Origin of the sequence: Paracoccus liaowanqingii, from assembly GCF_004683865.2 — a bacterium.
Lineage (GTDB): Bacteria > Pseudomonadota > Alphaproteobacteria > Rhodobacterales > Rhodobacteraceae > Paracoccus > Paracoccus liaowanqingii.
The window spans coordinates 208,477-231,986 of the sequence record NZ_CP038439.1 but is presented as its reverse complement, the minus strand read 5'-3'; the positions used below and the strand labels follow the sequence as shown (position 1 = coordinate 231,986).

At 69.7% G+C, this 23,510-nt stretch carries 19 protein-coding genes and 1 riboswitch; of the genes, 8 read left to right on the top strand and 11 right to left on the bottom strand.

What is annotated here, in order from left to right:
- Positions 1 to 2: 2 nt before the first annotated feature.
- The 5 genes from E4191_RS01025 to glgB form a co-directional block, all read right to left on the bottom strand.
- Positions 3 to 2,390 carry a glycogen/starch/alpha-glucan phosphorylase gene (locus E4191_RS01025; RefSeq protein WP_228461429.1) on the bottom strand — a complete coding sequence of 796 codons (2,388 nt, stop codon included), beginning with the start codon at positions 2,388 to 2,390 and terminating at the stop codon, positions 3 to 5.
- A gap of 179 nt (positions 2,391 to 2,569) precedes the next feature.
- Positions 2,570 to 4,657: a glycogen debranching protein GlgX gene (gene glgX / locus E4191_RS01020; protein WP_135311753.1), complete on the bottom strand. Its 2,088-nt coding sequence runs from the start codon at positions 4,655 to 4,657 to the stop codon at positions 2,570 to 2,572.
- Between the two features lie 88 nt (positions 4,658 to 4,745).
- The gene (gene glgA / locus E4191_RS01015; RefSeq protein WP_135311752.1) at positions 4,746 to 6,170 is read right to left on the bottom strand and encodes a glycogen synthase GlgA; all 1,425 of its coding nucleotides are present in this window, start codon (positions 6,168 to 6,170) and stop codon (positions 4,746 to 4,748) included.
- A complete protein-coding gene (glgC, locus tag E4191_RS01010) occupies positions 6,170 to 7,429 on the bottom strand; it encodes a glucose-1-phosphate adenylyltransferase (protein WP_135311751.1) in 1,260 nt (419 codons plus the stop codon). Before glgC ends, glgA begins: the two co-directional genes overlap by 1 nt.
- Before the next feature lie 22 nt (positions 7,430 to 7,451).
- The gene (gene glgB, locus E4191_RS01005) at positions 7,452 to 9,635 is read right to left on the bottom strand and encodes a 1,4-alpha-glucan branching protein GlgB (protein ID WP_135311750.1); all 2,184 of its coding nucleotides are present in this window, start codon (positions 9,633 to 9,635) and stop codon (positions 7,452 to 7,454) included.
- Positions 9,636 to 9,758: 123 nt separating this feature from the next.
- Here glgB and E4191_RS01000 point away from each other — a divergent pair, with 123 nt between their 5' ends.
- Positions 9,759 to 11,363, top strand: coding sequence for an alpha-glucosidase (locus tag E4191_RS01000; RefSeq protein WP_135311749.1), 1,605 nt, complete (start codon positions 9,759 to 9,761; stop codon positions 11,361 to 11,363).
- 25 nt (positions 11,364 to 11,388) lie between these two features.
- On the opposite strand, the gene E4191_RS00995 is transcribed toward E4191_RS01000, so the two are convergent.
- Complete coding sequence (locus E4191_RS00995; protein WP_135311748.1) at positions 11,389 to 11,574, bottom strand: hypothetical protein; 186 nt, start codon at positions 11,572 to 11,574, stop codon at positions 11,389 to 11,391.
- Between the two features lie 35 nt (positions 11,575 to 11,609).
- Complete coding sequence (locus E4191_RS00990; protein WP_135311747.1) at positions 11,610 to 12,563, bottom strand: LysR family transcriptional regulator; 954 nt, start codon at positions 12,561 to 12,563, stop codon at positions 11,610 to 11,612.
- Between the two features lie 125 nt (positions 12,564 to 12,688).
- Between E4191_RS00990 and E4191_RS00985 the strand changes: the two genes are divergently transcribed.
- Together E4191_RS00985 and E4191_RS00980 are read left to right on the top strand one after the other, a co-directional pair.
- Positions 12,689 to 13,621 (top strand): ring-cleaving dioxygenase, encoded by a 933-nt coding sequence (locus E4191_RS00985; protein ID WP_135311746.1) that lies wholly within the window; start codon positions 12,689 to 12,691, stop codon positions 13,619 to 13,621.
- A 24-nt stretch (positions 13,622 to 13,645) separates the two neighbouring features.
- Positions 13,646 to 14,206, top strand: a complete 561-nt coding sequence (locus tag E4191_RS00980; RefSeq protein ID WP_135311745.1) for an NADPH-dependent FMN reductase — start codon at positions 13,646 to 13,648, stop codon at positions 14,204 to 14,206.
- Positions 14,207 to 14,362: 156 nt separating this feature from the next.
- On the opposite strand, the gene E4191_RS00975 is transcribed toward E4191_RS00980, so the two are convergent.
- Positions 14,363 to 15,865, bottom strand: coding sequence for a VOC family protein (locus tag E4191_RS00975; RefSeq protein WP_135311744.1), 1,503 nt, complete (start codon positions 15,863 to 15,865; stop codon positions 14,363 to 14,365).
- 153 nt (positions 15,866 to 16,018) lie between these two features.
- Here E4191_RS00975 and E4191_RS00970 point away from each other — a divergent pair, with 153 nt between their 5' ends.
- The 4 genes from E4191_RS00970 (at position 16,019) to aroQ (ending at position 19,546) form a co-directional block, all read left to right on the top strand.
- Complete coding sequence (locus tag E4191_RS00970) at positions 16,019 to 16,951, top strand: pirin family protein (protein ID WP_135311743.1); 933 nt, start codon at positions 16,019 to 16,021, stop codon at positions 16,949 to 16,951.
- Positions 16,952 to 16,963: 12 nt separating this feature from the next.
- Positions 16,964 to 17,521 (top strand): DUF924 family protein, encoded by a 558-nt coding sequence (locus E4191_RS00965; RefSeq protein WP_135311742.1) that lies wholly within the window; start codon positions 16,964 to 16,966, stop codon positions 17,519 to 17,521.
- Between the two features lie 68 nt (positions 17,522 to 17,589).
- Positions 17,590 to 19,068 (top strand): asparaginase domain-containing protein, encoded by a 1,479-nt coding sequence (locus E4191_RS00960; RefSeq protein ID WP_135311741.1) that lies wholly within the window; start codon positions 17,590 to 17,592, stop codon positions 19,066 to 19,068.
- 49 nt (positions 19,069 to 19,117) lie between these two features.
- Complete coding sequence (gene aroQ / locus E4191_RS00955) at positions 19,118 to 19,546, top strand: type II 3-dehydroquinate dehydratase (RefSeq protein WP_135311740.1); 429 nt, start codon at positions 19,118 to 19,120, stop codon at positions 19,544 to 19,546.
- 289 nt (positions 19,547 to 19,835) lie between these two features.
- Here aroQ and E4191_RS00950 read toward each other — a convergent pair whose 3' ends face one another.
- The 3 genes from E4191_RS00950 to cobO form a co-directional block, all read right to left on the bottom strand.
- Positions 19,836 to 21,164, bottom strand: coding sequence for an alpha,alpha-trehalose-phosphate synthase (UDP-forming) (locus E4191_RS00950; protein ID WP_228461427.1), 1,329 nt, complete (start codon positions 21,162 to 21,164; stop codon positions 19,836 to 19,838).
- 146 nt (positions 21,165 to 21,310) lie between these two features.
- The gene (otsB, locus tag E4191_RS00945) at positions 21,311 to 22,042 is read right to left on the bottom strand and encodes a trehalose-phosphatase (RefSeq protein WP_135311738.1); all 732 of its coding nucleotides are present in this window, start codon (positions 22,040 to 22,042) and stop codon (positions 21,311 to 21,313) included.
- 100 nt (positions 22,043 to 22,142) lie between these two features.
- A complete protein-coding gene (cobO, locus tag E4191_RS00940) occupies positions 22,143 to 22,784 on the bottom strand; it encodes a cob(I)yrinic acid a,c-diamide adenosyltransferase (protein ID WP_135311737.1) in 642 nt (213 codons plus the stop codon).
- 41 nt (positions 22,785 to 22,825) lie between these two features.
- Positions 22,826 to 23,037, top strand: a riboswitch (cobalamin riboswitch).
- A gap of 118 nt (positions 23,038 to 23,155) precedes the next feature.
- On the opposite strand from cobO, the gene E4191_RS00935 reads away from it, so the two are divergent.
- Positions 23,156 to 23,509, top strand: a complete 354-nt coding sequence (locus tag E4191_RS00935) for a DUF1636 family protein (RefSeq protein ID WP_135311736.1) — start codon at positions 23,156 to 23,158, stop codon at positions 23,507 to 23,509.
- The last annotated feature ends 1 nt before the right edge of the window (position 23,510 follow it).

Genomic DNA, 23,510 nt, shown 5'->3' with positions numbered 1-23,510 from the left:
CGTCACGCCGGCGTGACCGGCTCGGCATGCCAGATGTCGCGCATGTAGCCCCGGATCGTGCGGTCGGACGAGAAGAACCCCGACCGCGCGATGTTCAGGGCCGCCATGCGGTCCCAGTCCGCCCGGTCGGCATAGGCCCGGTCCACCGCCCGCTGCGCCGTGAAATAGGCGTCGAAATCGGACGCCACCAGGAAGGGATCGTCGTTCCAGGTCCGGTCCAGCAGCGCATAGCAGCTTTCCGCGCGCCCGAACCGCCCCTCGGCGATCAGCTGCAGGGCGATCTTCATGTCCTCGCTGGCCTCGATGGCGGCGCGGGCATGGCCCGGGCGGGCCTTCTCGATCGCGGCCTCGTCGGCGGTCAGGCCGAAGAGGAAGAAATTCTCGGGCCCCACATGCTCGCGGATCTCGACATTGGCGCCGTCCAGCGTGCCGATGGTCAGCGCGCCGTTCATGGTGAACTTCATGTTGCCGGTGCCCGAGGCCTCCTTCCCCGCCGTGCTGATCTGCTCGGACAGGTCGGCGGCGGGGATCAGATCCTCGGCCATCGAGACGTTGTAGTTGGGCGGATAGGCGATCTGCAGCAGGTCGCGCGTGACCGGATCGGTGTTGATCGTCGCGGCCACGTCGTTGATCAGGTGGATCACCGATTTCGCCAGCCAGTAGCCCGGCGCGGCCTTGCCGCCGAAGATCTTGACGCGCGGGGTCCAGTTGGCGTTGGGCGACTCGTGGATGCGGTGCCACAGCGCGATCGCCTCCAGCACATTGAGCAGCTGGCGCTTGTATTCGTGCATGCGCTTGACCTGCACGTCGAAGATCGCGTCGGGATCGGCGCGCACGCCCAGACCCGCCAGCAGCCCGTCCGACAGCGCGACCTTGTTGGCGCGCTTTGCCGCGTGCAGCCGGTCCAGGAAGGCCCCGTCCCCGGCATGCGCCTCCAGCCCCGACAACTGGTCCAGATCCTTGGTCCAGCCGGTGCCGATGGTCTCGTCCAGCAGCGCGGTCAGGCCCGGGTTGGCCATGCGCAGCCAGCGGCGCGGGGTGACGCCGTTGGTCTGGTTCACGATCCGGTCGGGATGCAGCTTGTGCAGGTCGGCAAAGACCGTGTCCTTGACCAGCTCGGTATGCAGCGCCGAGACGCCGTTCACGCGGCTGGCCATGATGAAGGCCAGCTCGCCCATATGGACCTGATCCCCCTGCACGATGCCGACCTGCGCGGGGCGGCCCGAGGTGACGCGGTGATCCTCGTCGATCATCTGGATAATCTGCATGTGGCGGGGCAGGACGCGGCCCATCAGCCATGTGGACCAGCGTTCCAGCGCCTCGGGCAGCAGGGTGTGGTTGGTATAGTTCAGCGTGCGCCGCGCCAGATCCTGCGCGCGCTCGAACGGCAGGCCGTGATCGTCCATCAGCAGGCGGATCAGCTCCGGCCCGGCGATGGCGGGATGCGTGTCGTTCAGCTGGATGGCCACCTTCTCGGGCAGCATCTCCAGATCGCCATGTTCGGCCAAGAACCGCGCCATGATGTCCTGCAACGCTGCCGAGGTCAGGAAATATTCCTGCTTCAGCCGCAGTTCCTTGCCCGATTCCGTCGTGTCGTCGGGATAGAGGACGCGCGACAGCGTCCGGGCCAGCGCCTCGGGTTCGGCCGCCGCCGTGTGGTCGCCCGCATTGAAGCGCTTGAGATCCAGAAGCGTCGTCGGCAGCGCCCCCCACAGGCGCAGGCTGTTGGCCCAGTGCCCCTGCCAGCCGATGACCGGCGTGTCATGGGCGCGCGCGATCACGCTTTCACCCGGCTGCCAGACGGCGCGGCCGTCCACCGTCTCGACATGGCCCTTGAAGCCGATGGTGTAGCTGTAGTTGATGCGCACGAATTCCCACGGATGGGGCTGGTTCAGCCAATCCTCGGGCGTCTCGACCTGCTGGCCGCCCTCGAAGCGCTGGCGGAACAGCCCGTGCTCGTAGCGGATGCCATAGCCGAAGGCCGGGCAATTGAGCGAGGACAGCGATTCCATGAAGCAGGCCGCCAGCCGCCCCAGGCCCCCGTTGCCAAGCGCGGCGTCGGGTTCGTCGTCCAGGATCACCTGCTCGTCCAGGCCCAGCAGGGTCAGCGCCCGGCCCATCGCGGGCTCCAGCTCCAGGTTCACGATGGCGTCGCCCAGGATGCGGCCGATCAGGAATTCCATCGACAGGTAGTAGACCCGTTTGGCGCCCTGATCGCGGGCCGCACGGATGGCGCCGACCCAGGGGCCGACCATCAGGTCGCGCACCGTATAGCTGACCGCCAGCCGCCAGTCGAAGACGGTCGCGAATTCCGGGCCACGCCCTTGAGTATGGGTCAGGTGATGCAGGATCTGGTCGCGCAGATCCTCTGCCGTCAGAACTTGGGTCACATTCGGCCTTTCGCATGTCCGTCACGCCGTGCGGCGCGATCATTTGCCGTGAACGTGGTGACAGCTTTCGGCAAAGTTGAAAAGCCCCGGTTTGCTTCCCGTCCCGGGCAGCGGGTTTGCGCGCCCGGCAGGGCTTTGCCCGCCCGGAACTGCCCAAGGGACGGGCGGCGGCGAAACGATCACGCCGGATCGTCGGGAACCGCCAGCACGAAGGCCGCCACGCTGTCGGCAGAGATCAGCGCGGACAGCCCGCCCGGATCGTCCACCGCATCGTCGCGCGCGCTGTCCAGACGGCGGCGCCACGCGCCCTGCGCGGCCTCGGGCAGGACCACCTGCGCCTTGGGGCCGTTGTTAAAGACCAGAAAGACCGCGCCGGGCAGCGCCGCATAGGCGGGCGTCCCCGAGGCCATGCGCATCTCGGCCGCCAGCAGGCGGCGGTCGGGGTCGTTCCAGTCGGCGGTCGTCATGGGCGCCCCGTCGGCGCGGCGCCAGAAGAGGTCGGGCAGCCCGTCCTGCGCCCGCGGCTGGCTGTGCAGGAAGCGCCGCTGCCGCAGGATCGGATGGGCGGCGCGAAAGGCGATGACCCGCCGCACGAAGCCCAGGAAGGCGGGATCGGCAGCGTCCCAATCGACCCAGCCCGTGGGATTGTCCTGGGCATAGGCGTTGTTGTTGCCGCCCTGCGAATTGCCCAGCTCGTCGCCCGCCAGCAGCATCGGCGTGCCCTGCGACAGCATCAGCGTGGCGATCAGGTTGCGGCGGCGGCGGTCGCGGCGGGCCAGGATGGCGGGATCGTCCGTCGGCCCCTCGACCCCCATGTTGTCGGACAGGTTGTGGTTATGGCCGTCGCGGTTCTCCTCGCCATTGGCCTCGTTGTGCTTGTCGGCATAGCTGACCGTGTCCATCAGCGTGAAGCCGTCATGGGCCGCCACGAAGTTGACCGAGCTTGTCGCCGCCCGGCCGTCATGGTCGAAGCGCGCCGCCGATCCCGCCACGCGCTTGGCCAGCTTGCCGATCCGCCCCGGATCGCCCCGCCAGAAGCTGCGCACCTGGTCGCGGAAGCGGTCGTTCCATTCCGCGAAGGGCGCGGGATAGGCGCCCAGCTGATAGCCGCCGGGACCGATGTCCCAAGGCTCGGAGATCAGCTTGACGCGGTTCAGCACCGGATCCTGCCGGATCGCCCGGAACAGCGGCGCGTCGCGGTCGAAGACCCCGCGCGTGCGCCCCAGGACCGAGGCCAGGTCGAAGCGGAAGCCGTCGACATGCATCACCTCGACCCAATAGCGCAGGCTGTCCATTACCAGCCGCAGCGTGAAGGGGCTGTCCAGGTCCAGCACGTTGCCGGTGCCCGCGTCGTTGACGTAGAAGCGCGGATCCTCGGCCAGCCGGTAGTAGGCGGCATTGTCCAGCCCCCGGAAGGACAGGGTCGGGCCCAGCTCGTTGCCCTCGGCGGTGTGGTTGTAGACCACGTCCAGGATCACCTCGATCCCCGCCGTGTGAAAGCGCGCGACCATCTGCTGGAACTCGGCGATCTCGCCCGTCTGCATGTAGCGCGGCTCGGGCGCGAAGAAGGCGCAGCTCATGTAGCCCCAGTAGTTCGTCAGCCCCTTGTCGGTCAGGAAGCGGTCGTCGGCGAAGGCGTGGACGGGCATCAGCTCGATCGCGGTGACGCCTAGCCGCGTCAGATGTTCCAGCATCGGGTCCGAGGCCATGGCCAGGTAGCTGCCGCGATGGGGAATGTCGGGGCGCCCGGCGGTCAGGCCCTTCACATGCGCCTCGTAGATGACCGTCTCGGACAGGGGGCGGCGCAGGGGGCGGTCCTCGCCCCAGGCAAAGCTGGGATCCACGACCACCGACCGGGGCATGTGGGGGGCGCTGTCGCGGCGGTCGAAGGTCAGGTCGGCGTCGGGCCGCCCCGCGCGATAGCCGAACAGCGCGTCATGGGCGGCGGGCCTGCCGGTCAGCCGCTTGGCATAGGGGTCGATGAGCAGCTTGTTGGGGTTGAAGCGGTGCCCCTCGGCCGGCAGGTAGGGGCCGTGGACCCGGTAGCCATAGCGCTGCCCCGGCGCCAGCCCGGCGATGTGGCCGTGCCAGACATGGCCGTCGCGTTCGGGCAGGTCGACCCGGGTTTCGCGGTTCCGCTCGTCGAAGAGGCACAGCACCACCCGCTCGGCATGTTGCGAGAACAGGGCGAAGTTCACCCCCGCCCCGTCGAAGGTCGCGCCCAGGGGGGCCGATCGCCCGGCGGTCATCGCATATCCGTGGATCATTCGCATCCCGTCGTCAAAGGGCCGTCATCCGGGCCAAGTCCCGCAGCCTGCCGTCGATGCATCGTCGGATCGGTCGCCGGGCGCAAGCCTATCCCCGATGGGTGAGGGTTGCGTAAAGATCGGCATAGGCCTGGGCCGACCTGCTCCAGCCGACGGGCTGGGCCATGGCGTTCCGCTGCAGGCGGGACCATGTGTCGGGATCGCGGTACAGCGTGCCGAGCCGCGCCAGCGCGCTGCGCAGCGCGCCGGCCGTGACCGGGGCGAACTGGATGCCCGTCGCCACCCCCTGCGCCAGCGCGGCGGGAGAGGCCGGGATGACCGTGTCGGCCAGCCCTCCGGTCAGCGCCACGACCGGCACCGTGCCATAGCGCAGCCCGTACATCTGCGTCAGGCCGCAGGGCTCGAACCGCGAGGGGACCAGGATCGCATCCCCGCCCGCGATCAGCCGGTGCGAGAAGGCCTCGTCATAGCCGATGCGGACCGCCACGTTCGGATCCCGCGCGGCCTGCCGGAACGCCTCCTCCAGCCCCGGATCGCCCGAGCCCAGCACCGCCAGCTGCCCGCCCTGCCCCAGCAGTTCGGGCAGCGTCTCCAGCACCAGGTCCAGCCCCTTCTGATGGGTCATGCGCGAGACGATCACGCAGAGCGGCCCCGCCGCCTGCGGCAGGCCCAGTTCGGTCTGCAGGGCGGCCTTGGCGTGGCGCTTGTCCGCCGGGTCGTCATAGCGGATGATCGCGGGATCGGTGGCAGGGTTCCACATCGCGTCGTCGATGCCGTTCAGGATGCCGGTCAGCGCGCCCTGCCGGCGGCGCATCACCCCGTCCAGCCCCATGCCGAACTCGGGGGTCATCAGCTCCTCGGCATAGCTGGGCGAGACCGTGGTCAGCGCATCCGCCCCCATCAGCCCCGCCTTGAGCGCCGAGACGGCGCCGTAAAACTCATAGCCCTCGGGGTGGAAGCGCCAGGGATCCAGCCGCAGCGCGTCGATCCGGGTGCGGTCGGTCGCGCCGGTGAAGGCGATGTTGTGGATGGTCAGGACGGTGCGCACGTCGCCCGCCCCGAAGCCGCGCAGGTATTCGGTCATGAACCCCGCCTGCCAGTCATGCCCGTGCAGCACCTGCGGCCGCCAGCCGCCCGCCCCGTGGGCCGCGACATGCGCGCCCACCCATGACAGGGCGGCGAAGCGTTCGGGATTGTCGGGCCAGTCGCGCCCGTCCGGCCCGGAATAGGGATTGCCCGGCCGCCCGTACAGATGCGGCGCGTCGATCACCAGCAGGTCCAGCCCCTTGGCATGCGCCTCGAACAGGGTCGCCGGTCCGCCGAAGAGGTCGTCGAAATGCTCCACGGCCACCGGGTCCTGCAGCGCGGGCATCACCGCCGCATAGCCCGGCAGCAGCGTGCGCATCCGCACGCCCGCACCCTTCAGCGCGCCGGGCAGCGCGCCCGTGACATCGGCCAGCCCCCCGGTCTTGACCAGGGGCGCGCATTCCGAGGCGACCGACAGGACCTGCATCACAGGCCCGCCGCCCGGCGGTCCAGCATGTCCTGGGTGATCAGGGTGATGCCGCCCTCGCTGACGCGGAACCACTTGGCGTCCTCCTCCGGGTCCTCGCCCACGACCAGCCCCTCGGGAATGATGACGCGGCTGTCGATCACCACGTTCTTCAGCCGCGCATGGCGCTGGACGGTGACATGGGGCAGCACCACCGCATGGTCCAGGATGGCGTAGCTGTTGGTATGGACCTGCGTGAACAGCAGCGAGTTGCGGATCTCGGTCCCCGAGATGATGCAGCCCCCCGACACCATCGAGGACACGGCCACGCCCCGGCGGTCGGCCTCGTCATGGATGAACTTGGCGGGCGGGGTGCTTTCGGAATAGGTCCAGATCGGCCAGTCGCGGTCCCACAGGTCCAGTTCGGGGGTGAAGTCCGTCAGGTCGATATTGGCCTGCCAGAAGGCATCGACCGTGCCCACGTCCTTCCAGTAGGCCGGCGCCCCGGGCTCGCGCACGCAGGAGGTGTCGAAGCGATGCGCCATCGCCTTGCCGTTCCTGACGATGCCGGGGATCAGGTCGGTGCCGAAATCATGGCTGGAATTCGTGTCCTCGGCATCGCGCACCAGCAGGTCCCGCAGGAACGCCCAGCTGAAGACATAGATCCCCATCGAGGCCAGAGCCTTGTCGGGCTGACCCGGCATGGCGGGCGGATCGGCGGGTTTTTCTAGGAAGGACACGATCCGCCCCGTCTCGTCCACGTCCATGACGCCGAAGGCGCTGGCCTCCAGCCGCGGCACGGTCAGGCAGCCGACGGTCACGTCCGCGCCGCTTTTCACATGCTCGCGCAGCATGATCTCGTAATCCATCTTGTAGATGTGGTCGCCCGCCAGGATCACGATGTAGTCGACGTCGTAATCGTCCACGATGTCGATGTTCTGCGTCACCGCGTCGGCGGTGCCGCGATACCAGTGATTTTCGGACGTGCGCTGGCTGGCAGGCAGGATGTCCAGGAACTCGTTGCGTTCCGGGCTGAAGAAGTTCCAGCCGCGCTGGCAATGCCGGATCAGGCTGTGCGCCTTGTACTGCGTCGCCACCGCGATCTTGCGGATGCCGGAGTTCATCGCGTTCGACAGCGCGAAATCGATGATCCGGGTCTTGCCGCCGAAGAACACGGCGGGCTTCACCCGCCGGTCCGTCAGCTCCCTCAGCCGGCTGCCCCGGCCCCCTGCCAGCACGAATGCCATTGCGCGGCGCGTCAACCGTTGCGTTTCCACCATTGGGCTCCCCCCCATCAGAATTTCAGTCTTCGGCCACGAAGATCACCACCGACAACGGCGGCAACGTCACTGCCATCGAAACCGGCTGGCCGTCCCGAGGTTCCCCATCTGCCACGACCCCGCCCAGATTGCCGCTGCCGCTGCCGCCATAGACCGCGGCATCGGTGTTCACCGCCTCGCGCCAGCGGCCGCCCTGCGGCACGCCGATCCGGAAGCCGGGGCGCGGCACGGGGGTGAAGTTGCACGCCACCACCACCGGCGCGTCGCCGTCGTTCCCGCGCCGGATCCAGGCGAAGGTCGACTGCGCGGAATCCGTGGCGATCCACTGGAACCCCTCGGGATCGGCGTCCTTCGCGTGCAGGGCGGGCGTGGCGGCATAGAGATGGTTCAGGTCGCGCACCAGCGCCTGCACCCCTTGGTGCATCGGTTGGCCGGCGGCCTGCCAGTTCAGCTCTCCGTTGTGGTTCCATTCCTCGGGCTGGCCGAACTCGCAGCCCATGAACAGCAGCTTCTTGCCCGGATGGCCCCACATGAAGCCGTAGAAGGCGCGCAGGTTGGCGAAGCGCTGCCAGTCGTCGCCCGGCATCTTGTGCAGCAGGCTGCCCTTGCCGTGGACGACCTCGTCATGGCTGATCGGCAGGATGAAATTCTCGCTGAACGCATAGGTCAGGCCGAAGGTCAGCAGATCGTGGTGATGGCGCCGATGGACCGGATCGCGGCTCATGTAGCGCAGCACGTCGTTCATCCAGCCCATGTTCCACTTGAACCCGAAGCCCAGGCCCCCCGCATCGACCGGGGCCGAGACCCCGGGATAGGAGGTGCTTTCCTCGGCCATGGTCATGATGCCCGGCGCCTCGCCATAGGCGGTGACGTTCATGGCCTGCAGAAACGCGATCGCCTCGTAGTTCTCGCGCCCGCCATCCCGGTTGGGCACCCATTCGCCGTCCCTGCGCGAGTAGTCCCGGTAGAGCATGGATGCCACCGCATCCACGCGCAGCCCGTCGACATGGTATTCCTGCAGCCAGTAGACCGCATTGGCGATCAGGAAATTGCGCACCTCGACCCGGCCGTAATTGTAGATCAGGGTGTTCCAGTCCTGATGGAACCCCTCGCGCGGGTCGGCATGTTCGTAAAGTTCGGTGCCGTCGAAGCGCGCCAGCCCATGGGCATCGGTCGGGAAATGCCCGGGCACCCAGTCCAGCAGCACCCCCAGCCCAGCCTGATGCGCAGCGTCCACCAGATCGCGGAACTCGTGCGGCGGGCCGAAGCGGATGGTCGGCGCAAACAGCCCCACCGGCTGATAGCCCCAGGACCCGTCGAAGGGAAACTCGCTGACCGGCATCAGCTCCAGATGCGTGAAGCCCATGTCGCGGGCATAGGCGACCAGCTCGCGCGCCATCTCCTGATAGGACAGGGGCCGCCCGCCATCGTCCTGCCGCCGCCGCCAGCTGCCCGGATGCACCTCGTAGATGCTGATCGGCGCGCCGCGATCCTGCAGCGCCGCCCGGCCCGCCATCCAAGGTCCGTCCTTCCAGCCATAGCCGGTGATGTCGCGGACCACGCTGGCCTTCTCGGGCGGGTGCTGGCTGCCGAAGCCCACCGGATCGGCCTTCTGCAGCACGCCCCCCTGCGCATCCAGGATCTCGTACTTGTAGAGCGCGCCCTCGGCCAGGCCGGGCAGGAAGATCTCCCAGACCCCCTGGCCCACGCGGCGCATCGGATGGCGCCGCCCGTCCCAGGCATTGAACTGCCCCACGACCGAGACGCGGCGCGCATTGGGCGCCCAGACCGCGAAATGCGTGCCGGCGGTGCCCTCGTGCCGGACCACATGCGCGCCAAGCGCCCGCCACAGGTGGCGATGCGTGCCCTCGGCCAGCAGGTGCAGATCGACCTCGCCCAGCACCGGGCCGAAGCGATAGGGGTCGTCGAACTGCCAGTCCGCCCCGTCGCGCGACCGGGCATGCAGCCGGTAGGGCCCGGGGGGGATGCGCCCGGCGAACAGATCGCCCTCCAGCCGGGGCAGGTCGGTCCGTCCCGCCCCGGTCTCGACCGACAGGGTGGCCAGGTCGGGATGATGGACCGTCAGCCACTGCCCGTCCGCCAAGGGACGGGGGCCCAGGATCGCGAAGGGCCGGTCGCACGTCCCCCGATCGAGGGCGCGCCGGTCCTCCGGGCTGATCGCTGGCGGCTGTGTCAAAATGTCCATGCCCCCACCTTAGCCCCGTCACGGCCGGGGGCAATCCGCTGCCTGATGCCGATCCCACCTTTTTCGTCCCGGCCAACTGGGGCACGATGCGCGCGACTTCGCAGGATCCAAGGAGATGACGGAATGGCGGAATGGTGGCGGGACGCGGTGATCTATCAGATCTATCCACGCAGCTTTCAGGACAGCGACGGCGACGGGATCGGCGACCTGCCGGGCATCACCCGGCGGCTGGACCACGTGGCCGGGCTGGGGGCGGATGCGATCTGGCTGTCGCCCATCTTCACCTCGCCGCAGAAGGACATGGGCTATGATGTCGCCGACTACACCGACATCGACCCGCTGTTCGGCACCCTCTCTGATTTCGACGCGCTGGTGGCGCGCGCGCATCAGCTGGGCCTGAAGGTCATCATCGATCAGGTCATCAGCCATTCCAGCGACAGGCACCCCTGGTTCGCCGAAAGCCGCGCCGACCGCACGAACCCGCGCGCCGACTGGTATGTCTGGGCCGATCCCAAGCCCGACGGCACGCCCCCCAACAACTGGCCCTCGGTCTTCGGGGGCCCCGCATGGGAATGGGAGCCGCGCCGGCGGCAGTACTTCCTGCACAACTTCCTGGCCGAGCAGCCCGACCTGAACATGTGGAACCCGGCGGTGCAGGACGCGCTGCTGGACACGATGCGCTTCTGGCTGGACCGCGGCGTCGACGGCTTCCGGCTGGACACGGTGAACTACTACTTCCACGACGACCGGCTGCGCGACAACCCGCCCAACCCCGACTATGACGGCCCCGAGACCTTCCCGCGCCAGCGCCACACCCATTCCAAGAACCGCCCCGAGAACATCGCCTTCCTCAAGCGGATGCGGGCGCTGACCGACGAATACGACGCCCGCATGATGGTCGGAGAGATCGGAGAGCTGGGCCAGCCCGCCATCGACCTGATGGCCGAATACACCGCCGGGGACGACCTGCTGCACATGTGCTACAGCTTCGGCCTGCTCAGCGAGGAGTTCACCGCCGCGCATTTCCGCCACACGATCCAGGGGGTGCATGACCACGCGCCCGACAGCCATGCCTGCTGGTCCTTCTCGAACCACGACGTGGTGCGCCACGTGTCCCGATGGGCGGATCATGCCACCGATCCCGACGCGCTGGCCCGGCAGTCGGCGGCGATGCTGCTGTCCTTCCCCGGCACCATCTGCCTCTATCAGGGCGAGGAGCTGGGCCAGACCGAAACGACGCTCGAATATCACGAGCTGACCGACCCGCCCGCCCTGCGCTTCTGGCCCGAGGTCCGCGGCCGCGACGGCTGCCGCACGCCGATGGTCTGGGACGCGACCGAACCCCATGCCGGGTTCTCGGACAGCGTGCCGTGGCTGCCGGTCAAGGACGAGCAGTCCCTGCGCGCCGTGGCCCATCAGCAGGGCCGCAACGACAGCGTGCTGGCGGCCTATCGCGCGACGCTGGCCTTCCGCAGGAACCAGCCGGAACTGCGGTGGGGACAGACCCGGTTCCTCGACCTGCCCGAGCCGGTCCTGGCCTTCCGCCGCAGCCAGGACGGCCGGTCGCTGACCGCCGTCTTCAACCTCTCGCCCGAGCCGCTGCAGATGCAGGTCACCGGCGAGACGGCCCTGACCGGCCCCTCGCAGGCCACGCTGGACGGCGATCGCCTGTCCCTGCCCGCCAACGGCTTCGCCTGGCTCATCGGCGCGCCCGACCTGGCGGCCTGAGCCCTCCGGGGCGGCGGCCGGGGCCTCAGGGCTCCGGCCGCCGCCAGACGAACAGGGCCAGCGCCAGATAGATGCCGGCCCCCCCGAACAGAACCGCCCAGAACGGATTGCCGGTCCAGATCTCGACCGCGGCCCAGATCAGCGGCATCACCACGCACAGCACCCGCACCCAGAGCGGTCTGAAGAACGGCGTGTTCGGATCCACCAGCATCCTGTCTCCTCCGGGCCTCGGCCCTACATTGGTCCTCAAATATCCCGGGGGGTCCGGGGGGCTGGCCCCCCGGCCGTCGCGGGACGCAACACTCCCGCCTGCCACGGAGGCGCCTCGGAAAACGCCCCCGCCACGTGATCGATCAGCGCGCGCGTCTTGCGGGGCATCGGCCGGATCGGCGGCCAGACCATGCTGATCGGCAGGGGCTCCTGCGGCAGGTCGGGCAGCACCCGTACCAGCCGCCCGTCGCGCAGCGCGTCATGCACGATGAACAGCGGCAGCAGCGCCAGTCCCAGCCCGCCCAGGGCCATGTCGCGCATCGCCTCGCCGTTGTTGGCGGTGATCCGGCCGGCGCGCGGCGTGCCCGTCTCGGCGCCGAAGGGCCAGATCTCGGCCAAGCGCGCGTTCAGATAGCCGATGACCTCGTGCCGCGCCAGGTCCGCAGGCTGGCGGATCTCGCCCTGCCGCGTCAGGTAGTCGGGGCTGGCCACCAGCGCGCGGGGATCCTCGCACAGGCGCCGCGCCATCAGGCTGCTGTCCTTCAGATGCCCGATGCGCAGGCCCAGATCGAACCCCGCCCGCGCCAGGTCGGTCTGGCGGTCGTCGTAATCCAGCACGATCTCCAGCCCCGGATGGGCACGGGCGAAATCCGCGATCACCGGGCCCAGGTGACGGATGCCGAAGCTCATCGGCGCCGCGATGGCCAAGCGCCCGCGCAGCGCCGTCTGCGGCGCGGCGGCGCTTTCGGTCGCCGCCACCAGCTCGGCCAGGGCGGGGCGCAGCCGCTCGGCCAGCGACAGCGCGCTGTCGGTGGGCGCGATCCGCCCCGCATGCCGCGTGAACAGCGCCACGCCAAGCGTCGCCTCGAAATCGCTGATGCGCTTGCTGACCACCGACTTGGACAGATCCGCCCGCGCCGCCGCGCCCGAGATGCTGCCCGCATCCAGGACCGCCAGAAAGGTCTCGATATCCGTGATCGACCATGCCATCGGCGCCACCATATCGCGCCGGGCCCCGTTCGCAAGAACCGAACGCGGGGTTGCCGCCCGCGCGGGTGCCGCGAACGCCCCACCCGCGCCATATTGGTCCCAAGCACCGATGAAAGGACCCTGCCATGCAGCTGACCGGACTTCACCACCTGACCGCCATCACCGCCGATGCGCCGGGCAACAACCGCTTCTACACCCAGACCTTGGGCCTGCGCCGGGTCAAGAAGACGGTGAATCAGGACGACACCTCGGCCTATCACCTGTTCTTCGCGGACGGGGCGGGCAGCCCCGGCACCGACATCACCTTCTTCGACTGGCCCACCGCCCCCGAGCGGCGCGGCACCAACGCGATCACCCGCACCGGGCTGCGCGTGACCGAAGACAGCCTCGACTTCTGGGCCGACCGCCTGAACGGGCTGGCGGGTCGGATCACCACGCAGGACGGCCGCGCGGGCCTCGATGTCGAGGATCCCGAGGGCCAGCGCCTGCGCCTGATCGCCGCCCCCGCGCCCGCAGGCCACCCCTGGGACGGCAGCGACATCCCGGCCGAGCACCAGATCCGCGGGCTGGGGCCGATCACCATCTCGGTCCCCGATCTGGCGCCCACCGCGGCCCTGCTGACCCAGGTCATGAACATGCGCCAAGTCCGCGACTATGCCAGCCCCGACGGGCAGGGCCAGGTCCATGTCTTCGAGATGGGCGAGGGTGGTGCGGCGGCCGAACTGCATGTCGCCGTGCAGCCCGGCCTGCCGCAGGCGCGCCAGGGGGCGGGCGGGGTCCATCACGTGGCCTTCCGCGTGCCCGACACCGCCGCCCTGACCGCCTGGACCGACCGCGTGGCGGGTTTCCGCGTGCCGTCCTCGGGCGAGGTCGAGCGGTTCTACTTCCGGTCCCTTTACTTCCGCGAGCCGGGGGGCAATCTGTTCGAACTGGCGACCGACGGGCCGGGCTTCGACGTGGACGAGCCGCGCGAGACGATGGGCGAGGGCCTGTCCCTGCCGCCCTTCCTGGAAGGCCGCCGCGCACAGATCGAGGCCGGGCTGAAACCCCTGGCCTGAACCCCATCGGAAAGAGAGGGCGTCATGACCACGATCCTGGGACTTGCGGGCAGCCTGCGCCGCGCCTCGTACAATGCGGGGCTGCTGCGGGCCGTCCAGGCGATCGCGCCGCAGGGCGTCACGCTGGAGATCGGCCAGATCCGCGACGTGCCGCTCTATGACGCCGATGCCGAGGCCGCCGGGGGCATCCCCCCGGCAGTCGCGGCGCTGACCGACCAGCTGGCCCGTGCCGACGGGCTGCTGCTGGTCAGCCCCGAATACAACAGCGGCATCCCGGGCGTGATGAAGAACGTCCTCGACTGGATGTCGCGCGGCCCGGGGCAGGCGCTGTTCCAAGGCAAGCCCGTTGCGGTGATCGGCGCCTCTCCGGGCCATTTCGGCACCACGCATGCGCAATCCCACTGGCTGCCGGTGCTGCGCAGCCTGAACACCCGGCCCTGGTTCGAGGGGCGGCTGACGGTGTCGAAGGCCGGCGGCCTCTTCGACGACGAGGGCAACCTGACCGACCCCGAGACGCGCGGCAAGCTGTCGGGCTTCGTCGCCGGCTTTGCCGCCAGCCTGACCCCGAAGCCCGCTGCGCCCTGATCACGGGGACGCGACTGCCGCGTTGGAATCACACGACAAAGTGTGGCCGTCCCTCACCGAACCGTGCAGGAACCGGAGGGGCGTTTCCCGGGTTCGGATTCCGTAACCAGTCCCCGAGTATGCCCCGCCTCCGGTCCTTCCGGGGGCGGGGTCTTTTCATGCCGACAGCCACGTCTTGGCGGCGCGCGGATCGTCCTGGGACAGCTGGTGCCCGGTGGGCATCACCCGGGCATCCAGATCGGCGCCCGAGGCCGCCAGCCAGTCGTTCAGCGCCGGCGCATGGGGGCCATAGGGATCCTGCGCCCCCTGCAGGGTCAGGACCCGCACCCCCGACAGATCGGCCTCTGGCACCGGATCGAGGACCAGCATGGGCCGCATCAGGATCGCCCGCGCGATCAGCCCCGGATGCAGCGCCATCACCGCCGCCGCGAAATTCGCGCCGTTGGAATAGCCCAGCACCGTCAGCCGGGCGGGGTCCAGGTCATAGGCTGCCAGGGCCCCTGTCCAGAAGGCGGCGAAGGCCGCGGCCTCGGACCGGATGTCGTCCTGGTCGAAGCGCGTCATCGACAGGCGGCGGAAGAACCGCGCCGATCCCTCCTCCGTCGACCGGCCGCGCAGGCCCAGCAACGTCGCGCGCGGCGCGATGCCATGCGCCAGCGGCATCAGGTCCGTCTCGGACCCGCCGGTACCGTGCAGCAGCAGCAGGGTCGATCCGTCGGCATCCGCCGGGGCATGGATGCGGTGGATGAAGGGCAGGTCGCGCATGGGTCGTCTTTCCTCTCCCGGTCGGGCGAATTGCGGCAGGTGCAGCCGAAGGTCGGTATCGTCGGTCACATGGGGCGGGATCTTCAGGGCCCGGCCCAAGGCTTCGGCGGGCTCATCCACGGCCATGCCGGGGCCGTCGGTCGCCAGTTCGATCAGGATGCCCGCCGGATCGCGGACATAGAGCGAGGTGAAGTACAGCCGGTCGTGGACCGTCACCTCGGTCGCGTCCGACAGCCGGGCGGCGTGGGCCCTGATCGCCGCCACGTCCGGGACGCGCAGGGCGACATGGTCGATCACCCCAGTGCCGGGAATGCCGGGCACGAAGCCCCGCGCATGGCGGATGTCGATTGCGTCGTGGTCCGAGACCAGCCGCGTCACGCCATCCTCGACCCCGCCGGGGCGGTAGCCGAAGGGCGCCAGGAAGGCCGCCGTCGCGGGCGCGTCCTCGGACCACAGGGTGACGCCCTGCATCCGGGCGGGGGCCGCGGGCCAGCCCGCGTCCGGCGCGTCGGTGCCCACCAGCTTGACGATGATCCCGTCGGGATCCTTCAGACGCAGCACCGGGGCGCCGAATTCGCGGCTTGGCCCCTCGACCGGCACGCCCTGCTGCATGGCGCGGGTCAGCCAGTCACCGATCCGGGCGCGCGGGATGGCCAGCGCGATCTCGGCCACCTGGCCGTGGCCGGTGCGGCCCGGCGCGCCGTCCTGCCAGACGAGGAAGCTGACCAGCGATCCGGGGTTGCCCTGCGGATCGCCATAGAACAGGTGCAGCTGGCGGGCATCCTCTAACCCCGCCGTCTGCTTGACCAGCGACAGGCCCAGAAAGCCCATCCAGAAATCGACATTGGCCTGCACGTCGCGCGTGATGGCCGTCACGTGATGAAGTCCCGTCATGGCGACCTCCTTTCCCGCGCCAAGATGCGCCCGGCCCGCCCGCGGCGCCACGGGCCCGCGCACCAACCCGGTGTTCGCCGCAGCCGAACGCCATCACCCTTGCCGGGGCGCGACTTCGGGCCCACCCTTTCCTCCAGACCCAAGGAGGACCCCATGAGCTGGAACCCCGCCCTGACCCCCGGCTGCCCCGACGCCACCGGGCTGGACGCCATCGAGACGCTGATCATCCCCCGCGCCCGCGACCTGGGCGGCTTCGAGGTGCGCCGCGCCCTGCCCGCGCCCAAGCGGCAGATGGTCGGCCCCTTCATCTTCTTCGACCAGATGGGCCCGGCGGAATTCCTGACCGACCAAGGCATCGACGTGCGCCCCCATCCCCATATCGGCCTCGGTACCGTCACCTATCTGTATCGCGGCAGCTTCCAGCACCGCGACAGCACCGGCGCGGACCAGATCATCACGCCCGGCGCGCTGAACTGGATGGTGGCCGGGCGCGGCGTGACCCATTCCGAACGCAGTCCGGACTCCGTGCGCGCCGGACCCAGCAGCCTCCTGGGCATCCAGACCTGGATCGCCCTGCCGGAAACGCACGAGGAGATTGCCCCCAGCTTCGAACACCACGCCGCCACCGCCCTGCCCGAGATCCGCGACCAAGGCATCCATGCCCGCCTGCTCCTGGGCCATGCCTATGGCGAGGCGGCGCCCGCCCGGATGTATTCCGACACCTTCTATCTGGACGTCACGCTGGACCCCCGCGCCCGCTTTCCCCTGCCCACCGATCACGAGGACCGGGGGATCTACATCACCCAAGGCAGCATCCGCGTCGCCGGGCAGGACTTCCAGGCGGGGCAGATGATGGTGTTCCGCCCAGGCGACGCGATCACCGTGCAGGCGGGCGATCAGGGCGCGCGGCTGATGGCGCTTGGCGGGGCGACGCTGAACGGGCCGCGCCACATCTGGTGGAATTTCGTCGCCTCCTCGCGCGAGCGGATCGAGCAGGCGAAACAGGATTGGCGCGAGGCACGTTGGGGGATGGGTCGCTTCGACCTGCCCGCAGGCGATCGCGACGATTTCATCCCCCTTCCCTGACCGGAGACCAACATGCCCAAGACCCCCGACCTCAAGACCCCCGGCGACGTGCTGGACTTCTGGTTCTCGGAGCAGATGCAGCCGCACTGGTTCGCCAAGTCCGATGTCGTCGACAAGGACATCGCCGCCCGCTTCTCGGACACCTACGAAGAGGCCCATGCCGGGCGCCTGGACCATTGGATGGACGACAGGGACAGCGCGCTGGCGCTGGTGATCGTGCTGGACCAGTTCCCGCGCAACATCCATCGCGGCGGCCCGCGCAGCTTCGAAAGCAATGACCTGGCCCTGCGCCATGCCCGCACCGCGCTGGACAAGGGCTATGACGCGGGCCAGCCCGCCGAGCGGCGGCAGTTCCTGTACCTGCCCTTCATGCACAGCGAGGATCTGGCCGATCAGGAGCGTTCGGTCACGCTCTACGAGGCGCTCGGCAATGACAGCTCGCTGCATTTCGCGCGCGAGCATCGCGACATCGTCGCCCGCTTCGGCCGCTTTCCACACAGGAACGCGATCCTCGACCGCGACAGCTCCGCGGATGAGGCCGAGTTCCTCAAGACCCATTCGGGCTTCTGACGCGCGGCTTGGGACTGGATGCGCGCCCCCGCCCCGGCCTATAGCGGGGCCAGGCCAAGGGGAGCATCATGCGGATCTGCATCATCAATACCGGGGGGACCATCACCTGCACCGGCAGCCCGCTGGCGCCGATGCCCCCGGACCGCTTCGCGCAGGCGGTGACCGGGCTGCTGGGACCGGCCTTGGCGGCGGCCCTGCCGGGCGACATCCTGCATCTGGATGACGGGCTGCGGTTTTCCGACCACGGCCCCGGGGTGCTGGACAGCACCGACCTGCGCCCCTCGGACTGGTGCCGGATGGCGCGGCGGGTGCTGGACCTCTACGACGACCACGACGCCTTCGTGATCCTGCACGGCACCGACACGATGGACTATAGCGGCGCCGCGCTGTCGCTGCTGCTGAATGTGGTGGACAGGTTGGGCCTTCCCGTCGCCGCCCTGTCCAAGCCGGTGATCCTGACCGGGGCGCAGCTGCCTTTGTTCACCGAGACGCCGCAGGGTCTGGCGCTGAACCCCGGCGGCGACGGGCTGGCCAACCTGACCGGGGCGCTGCGGGCGGCGCGGCTGCGCCTGCCCGAGGTGGCGGTCTTCTTCGGGGGTATGCTGCTGCGCGGCAACCGGGCGCTGAAGGTCTCGACCACCCGCTTTGCCGCCTTCGACAGCCCGCACCTGCCGCCCCTGGCCGAGGTGGGCATCGCGGTCCGGCGCGGCGCGGCCCCTGCCCTGCCGGGGCCCGCCTCCGGGTCCCATGCGCTGGACGCGAGCCCGGCTCGGGCGCGGGTGCGGGCGCAGCTGGAGGCCGTCGCCGCGCGCATCGATGACCAGCGCATCGTCCAGATTCCCGCCGTGCCCGCTGATCATCGCGCCGCCGACCCGCTTCTGGCGCAGATGATCCGCGCGGCGCTGGCGGCGGGTGCCACCGGCCTGCTGCTGGAGGGCTTCGGCGAGGGCAACATCCCCGCAGGCGATGGCGCGATCGAGGCCGCCCTGCGCGCGGCAGAGGTGCCCGTCGTCATCGCCAGCCGCGCCATCGGCGGGCAGGTCGGCGCGTTCCACTATGCCGCCGGGGCCTGGATCGCGGCGACCGGGGCGCTGTCTGCGGGCGACATGACCCCGGTCGCGGCGCTGGCCAAGCTGATGATCCTGAACGCGGCGGCGGATCATCACGGATGGGACCGCGCCACCCGCGACGCGCTGATGACCCGCAGCCTGGCGGGCGAGTGCACCCCGACCGACCGCCTGCAGGGGCCGCTGCTGCCGGGCGAGGGCCTGACCGCCGCGGACGGTCCGGTGGCGCTGCTCAACGATCCCGACCGCGGGCCGTGCCTGATGCAGCAGGGCCGCGTCCTGTGGCAGGCGCCCGGGCCGGGCCTGCTGCGGATGCGCGGCGACCGGCTGGTGCTGATCGCGCCCGACGGCCATGTGGCCTGGGCCAGCGCCGCAGGCCCCGCCCCCGATGCGGTGGCGATCCTGACCGCCCATCCGCCCGCCCTGCACCTGGTCGATCCGGCGGGCCAAGTGGCGCCTGTCACCGCGCTGCCCTGCTGACAGCCGCGCGCCCATGCGCTAGCAAGGGCCGTCCAACCGGGGAACCCTGATGCCGCTGATCCATGTCCTGAACGGTCCCAACCTGAACCTGCTGGGCAAGCGCCAGCCCGAGATCTACGGGTCCGAGACGCTGGCCGATCTGGAAGCGATGTGCCGCGCCGCCGCCGCGCCCCATGACATCCGCTTCCTGCAATCGAACTGGGAGGGCCAGATCGTCGACTGGATCCACGAGGCCCGGGACGAGGCGGCGGCCATCGTCATCAACCCCGCTGCGCTGACCCATACCTCGGTCGCGGTGCTGGATGCGCTGAACGCCTTCGACGGCCCGGTGATCGAGGTGCATATCAGCCAGGTCCACAAACGCGAGGCGTTCCGGCACCATTCCTATGTGTCGATGCGGGCGGACGGGGTGATCGCGGGGTTGGGCCTGCAGGGCTATGCCGCCGCGCTGCGCCATGTCGCGACGCTGATCGGCTGATCCCGACACATCAACGAAAAGACCGCCGGGTCTGACCGCAGGGAGGAGGATGCGGCAGACCCGGCGGCTTTCCGGAAGGTCCGTGGCCGGACCGGAGGAGGACGCCACGAAGCATGGGCTTCACTGCTTCATCATGCGCCATGCCCCCCGCCCTGTCATCGGTCGATGCCGCACTGCGGCACCGGCGCCCGCATCTGCCGATGCCGCAGGCGCAAATCAGGGGTCATGCCCAGGAATTGGGCACTCCGATCACGCATCCCGCGACCAGAGTGATTCGGCGGCCTCGGGATCAGTCGCCCAAGGCGGCCAGATAGGTCCGCGACCACCACGCGATGTCATGGGTCACCACGCCCTCCAGCAGGGCGGCATGGCGGTCCTGACGTTCCGAGCGCGACATGCGCATGGCCTGCGCCATGGCCACGGCCAGATCGTGCGGATCGTGGGGATTGATGATCAGCGCCTCGGTCATCGTCTCGGCGGCGCCCGCAAAGCGCGACAGGATCAGCACGCCGGGATCCTCGGCATTCTGGGCCGCGACATATTCCTTGGCGACCAGGTTCATGCCGTCGGCCAAGGGCGTGACCAGCCCGATCCGCGCCTGCCGGTAGAGACCCGCCAGCTCGTTGCGCGGGAAGGGCCGGTGGATGAAGCGGATGGGCGTCCAGTTCAGCGTGGCGAACTGCCCGTTGATCCGCCCGGCCAGATGCTCGGTTTCTTCGCGGATGTCCTGATAGGCGTCGACCTCGCCGCGCGTGGGCGGGGCGATCTGCAAAAACGAGATCTTCTCGTGCAGGTCCGGGATCTTCTCCAGCAGCAGCTGATAGGCGCGGAAGCGCTGCGGGATGCCCTTGGAATAGTCCAGCCGGTCCACGCCGATCATCATCTGCGCGCGGGTCAGGCTGCGCATGCGGTCGCTGTCGGGGGCCTCGGCGGCCTCGGCCATGAAGGCGGCGGTGTCGATGCCGATGGGAAAGACCTGCGTGCGCACCCGGCGGCCCGACAGCCGGAACAGCTGGTCCGAGATCTGGTCCCCGTCCGCCAGCTGCCGCGCGCTTTCGGCGAAGGCGCCCAGGTCACGCTCGGTCTGGAACCCGACCAGATCGTAATGGGACAGCCAGTCGAACAGCTCGGCCGGGTTGGGCAGCGCGCCGCAATCGGCGGGGCCGGGAAAGGGGATGTGCAGGAAATGCCCGATGGGCGCGGTGACGCCAAGCGCGCGCAGCTCCATCGCCAGCGGGAAGAGGTGATAGTCCTGCACCCAGATCCGGTCGCCGGGGCGCAGATGCGGCACCAGCATCCGGGCGATCCGTGCGTTCACCCGGGCATAGCCGTCCAGATATTCCGGCTTGATCCGCATCAGGTTGGGCCGCCCGTGGCACAGCGGCCAGAGGATCGAGTTGGAATAGCCCAGATAGTATTCCTCGTGATCCTGCGGGGTCAGATCGAAGGACAGGCGCTGGAAGGCCGCGCCGGGATGGTCCTGCAGGTCGTCCGACGGATCGTCCTCGGTCTGGCCCGAGAAGCCGACCCAGACCCCGCCCGAGCTGCGCAGCGCATCCTCCAGCGCGACGACCAGCCCGCCGGAGGGGCTGTCGCCCAAGGGCAGGCGGTTCGACACGACGATCAGGCGCGAGGCGGCCTGTCCGGAGGGCTGTGTCCCGAGGGGTCCTGGTCCGGCTGATCCTCTGCGATGGTGGGTTCCCCGGATGGGGGCTGCCGGGAGGGATCGGGCCGGGACTCGGGCGGACGGGACATGGGGTCTCCTCAGGTCAGGGATGCGTCGAGCCAGTCCGCCAAGGCGGCGGGGTCCGACAGGCGGTGGCGGGCGGCGGTGGGTCCGTCGCCGACCTTGATGGCGAAGCCGCCGCGCGACTGCGCCTCGGCCATGGCGGGCTCGTCGGTGGTGTCGTCGCCCGCGAAGACGGGCACGCGGCCCGCGAAGGGCACCAGCGTCATCAGATGCGCCAGCGCGCTGTCCTTGCCGACGCCGCCCGGACGCAGCTCCATCGCCATCTTGGCGGGCTGCAGCATCAGGTGCGGGTGGCGGGCGGCCATGTCCTGCATGGTCCGTTCGACGAAGCCCTGCAGGGACGGATCGTCGCGGTAATGCAGCGCGACGCCATGGGGCTTTTCCTCGACCAGGATCGCGGGATGGGGGGCGGCCAGTGCGTGCGCCTCGGCATGGAGGGCGGCGGCATCGACGCCGACGCTGTGCAGCGTGTCGATCAGGCCGGGCGCAGGCGACAGCTCGGACCCGTGACTGCCCGCGATCATGCCGGAAAACCCGTCCAGATGCCCGCGGAGATCGGCCACGTCACGCCCCGAGATCAGCGCCAGCGCCCCGTCCTGCCGGTCCCGCAGCGCGGCCAGCCGGTCGCGCAGGGCCTGCGTCACGACGACGGCATCGGGACGCGGCGCGATCTCGACCAGGCAGCCGTCGAAATCCAGGAACAGCGCCGCCTCGGCGGGCAGCAGGGGGGGCGGGGGCAGGGTCATGTGGCGCGGCACTCCGGACTAATGGTTGAACATAAACCCGCCAGCCCGCATGCGGGTTCACGGCAATGTGCATTATTTCTGCCCCGCCCGCGCGCGGGTGTCAAAACTCGACGCCGGCCTGCGCCTTGATGCCCGACTTGAAGGGATGCTTGACCTGCGTCATCTCGGTCACCAGATCGGCGGCCTCGACCAGCGCTTCGGGAGCGCCGCGCCCGGTCAGCACGACATGGGTCATGGGGGGCTTTTCGGCCTTGAGGAAGGCCAGCACCTCGGCCACGTCCAGATAGCCGTAGCGGAAGGCGATGTTGATCTCGTCCAGCAGGACCATGCGGATGGCGGGGTCGCGGATCATCTGTTGCGCCTTGGCCCAGCCCGCCTGCGCCATGGCGATGTCGCGGGCCTTGTCCTGGGTTTCCCAGGTGAAGCCCTCGCCCATGGCATGGAACTGGCAGATCTCGGCGAAATGCGTGGTCAGCAGCGTGCGTTCGCCCGTGTCCCACGCGCCCTTGATGAACTGCACCACGCCCGAGGGCATGCCATGCGCGATGCAGCGCATGATCATGCCGAAGCCCGAGGACGACTTGCCCTTGCCCGGCCCGGTATGGACGATGATCAGCCCCTTCTCGCCGGTCTTCGTCTCCATCATGCGGTCGCGGGCGGCCTTCTTCTTGGCCATCTTCTGCGCGTGGCGGGCCAGATCCTCGGCGGTCTGGGACGGGGTGGCGGGGTCGGGCTGGGTCATGGGGCGGCCTCTGGGCGGTTGACAAATCGGGGGCGCGGGGCTTTTGGTAGGCGCGTGTTGGTTCCTGCCTTATGGCAGGCGAAGAGGGAATGCGACAGGCCGGGATCCCCCGTCCAAGCGCAGCCGCCCCCGCGACCGTGACCGGAAAGGTCGCCCGATCCACTGGCCCCCGGGGCCGGGAAGGTGGGACGACCGTTGGGGCCAGGCCCCAGGATCCGCAAGCCGGGAGACCTGCCAGCACGCAGTGATGACGGGCGAACGGGGTGTTTCGCAACCGGCAGGGCGATGGCCGGATGACCCGTGCCATTCCCCTTTCGGCCTCCCCCTGTCCCGCCCCGTGACCGAAGGCCCGAGACCGAAGGAAAGCCGTGATGCGCGCCGTCTTGCATGTCTGCACCACCTGCCGCGGGACCGACGCGGCCCCGGATGCCGAAGGCCCGCGCCCCGGCGCCAGCCTGCTGGCAGCCCTGTCCGACGCGGCCCCCGAAGGGGTCGAGATCCGCGCCGTCGAATGCCTGTCGGCCTGTTCGCAGGGCTGCTCGGTGGCCCTGTCGGCACCCGGCAAATGGTCCTATGTCTATGGCCGCCTGATGCCCGGGGATGCCGACCAGATCCTGTCGGGCGCCCGCGCCTATGCCGCGACCGCCGACGGCATCGTGCCGTGGCGCGAACGCCCCGCCATCTTCCGCAAGCAGAGCCTTGCGCGCATCCCCCCACAGGAGTGAC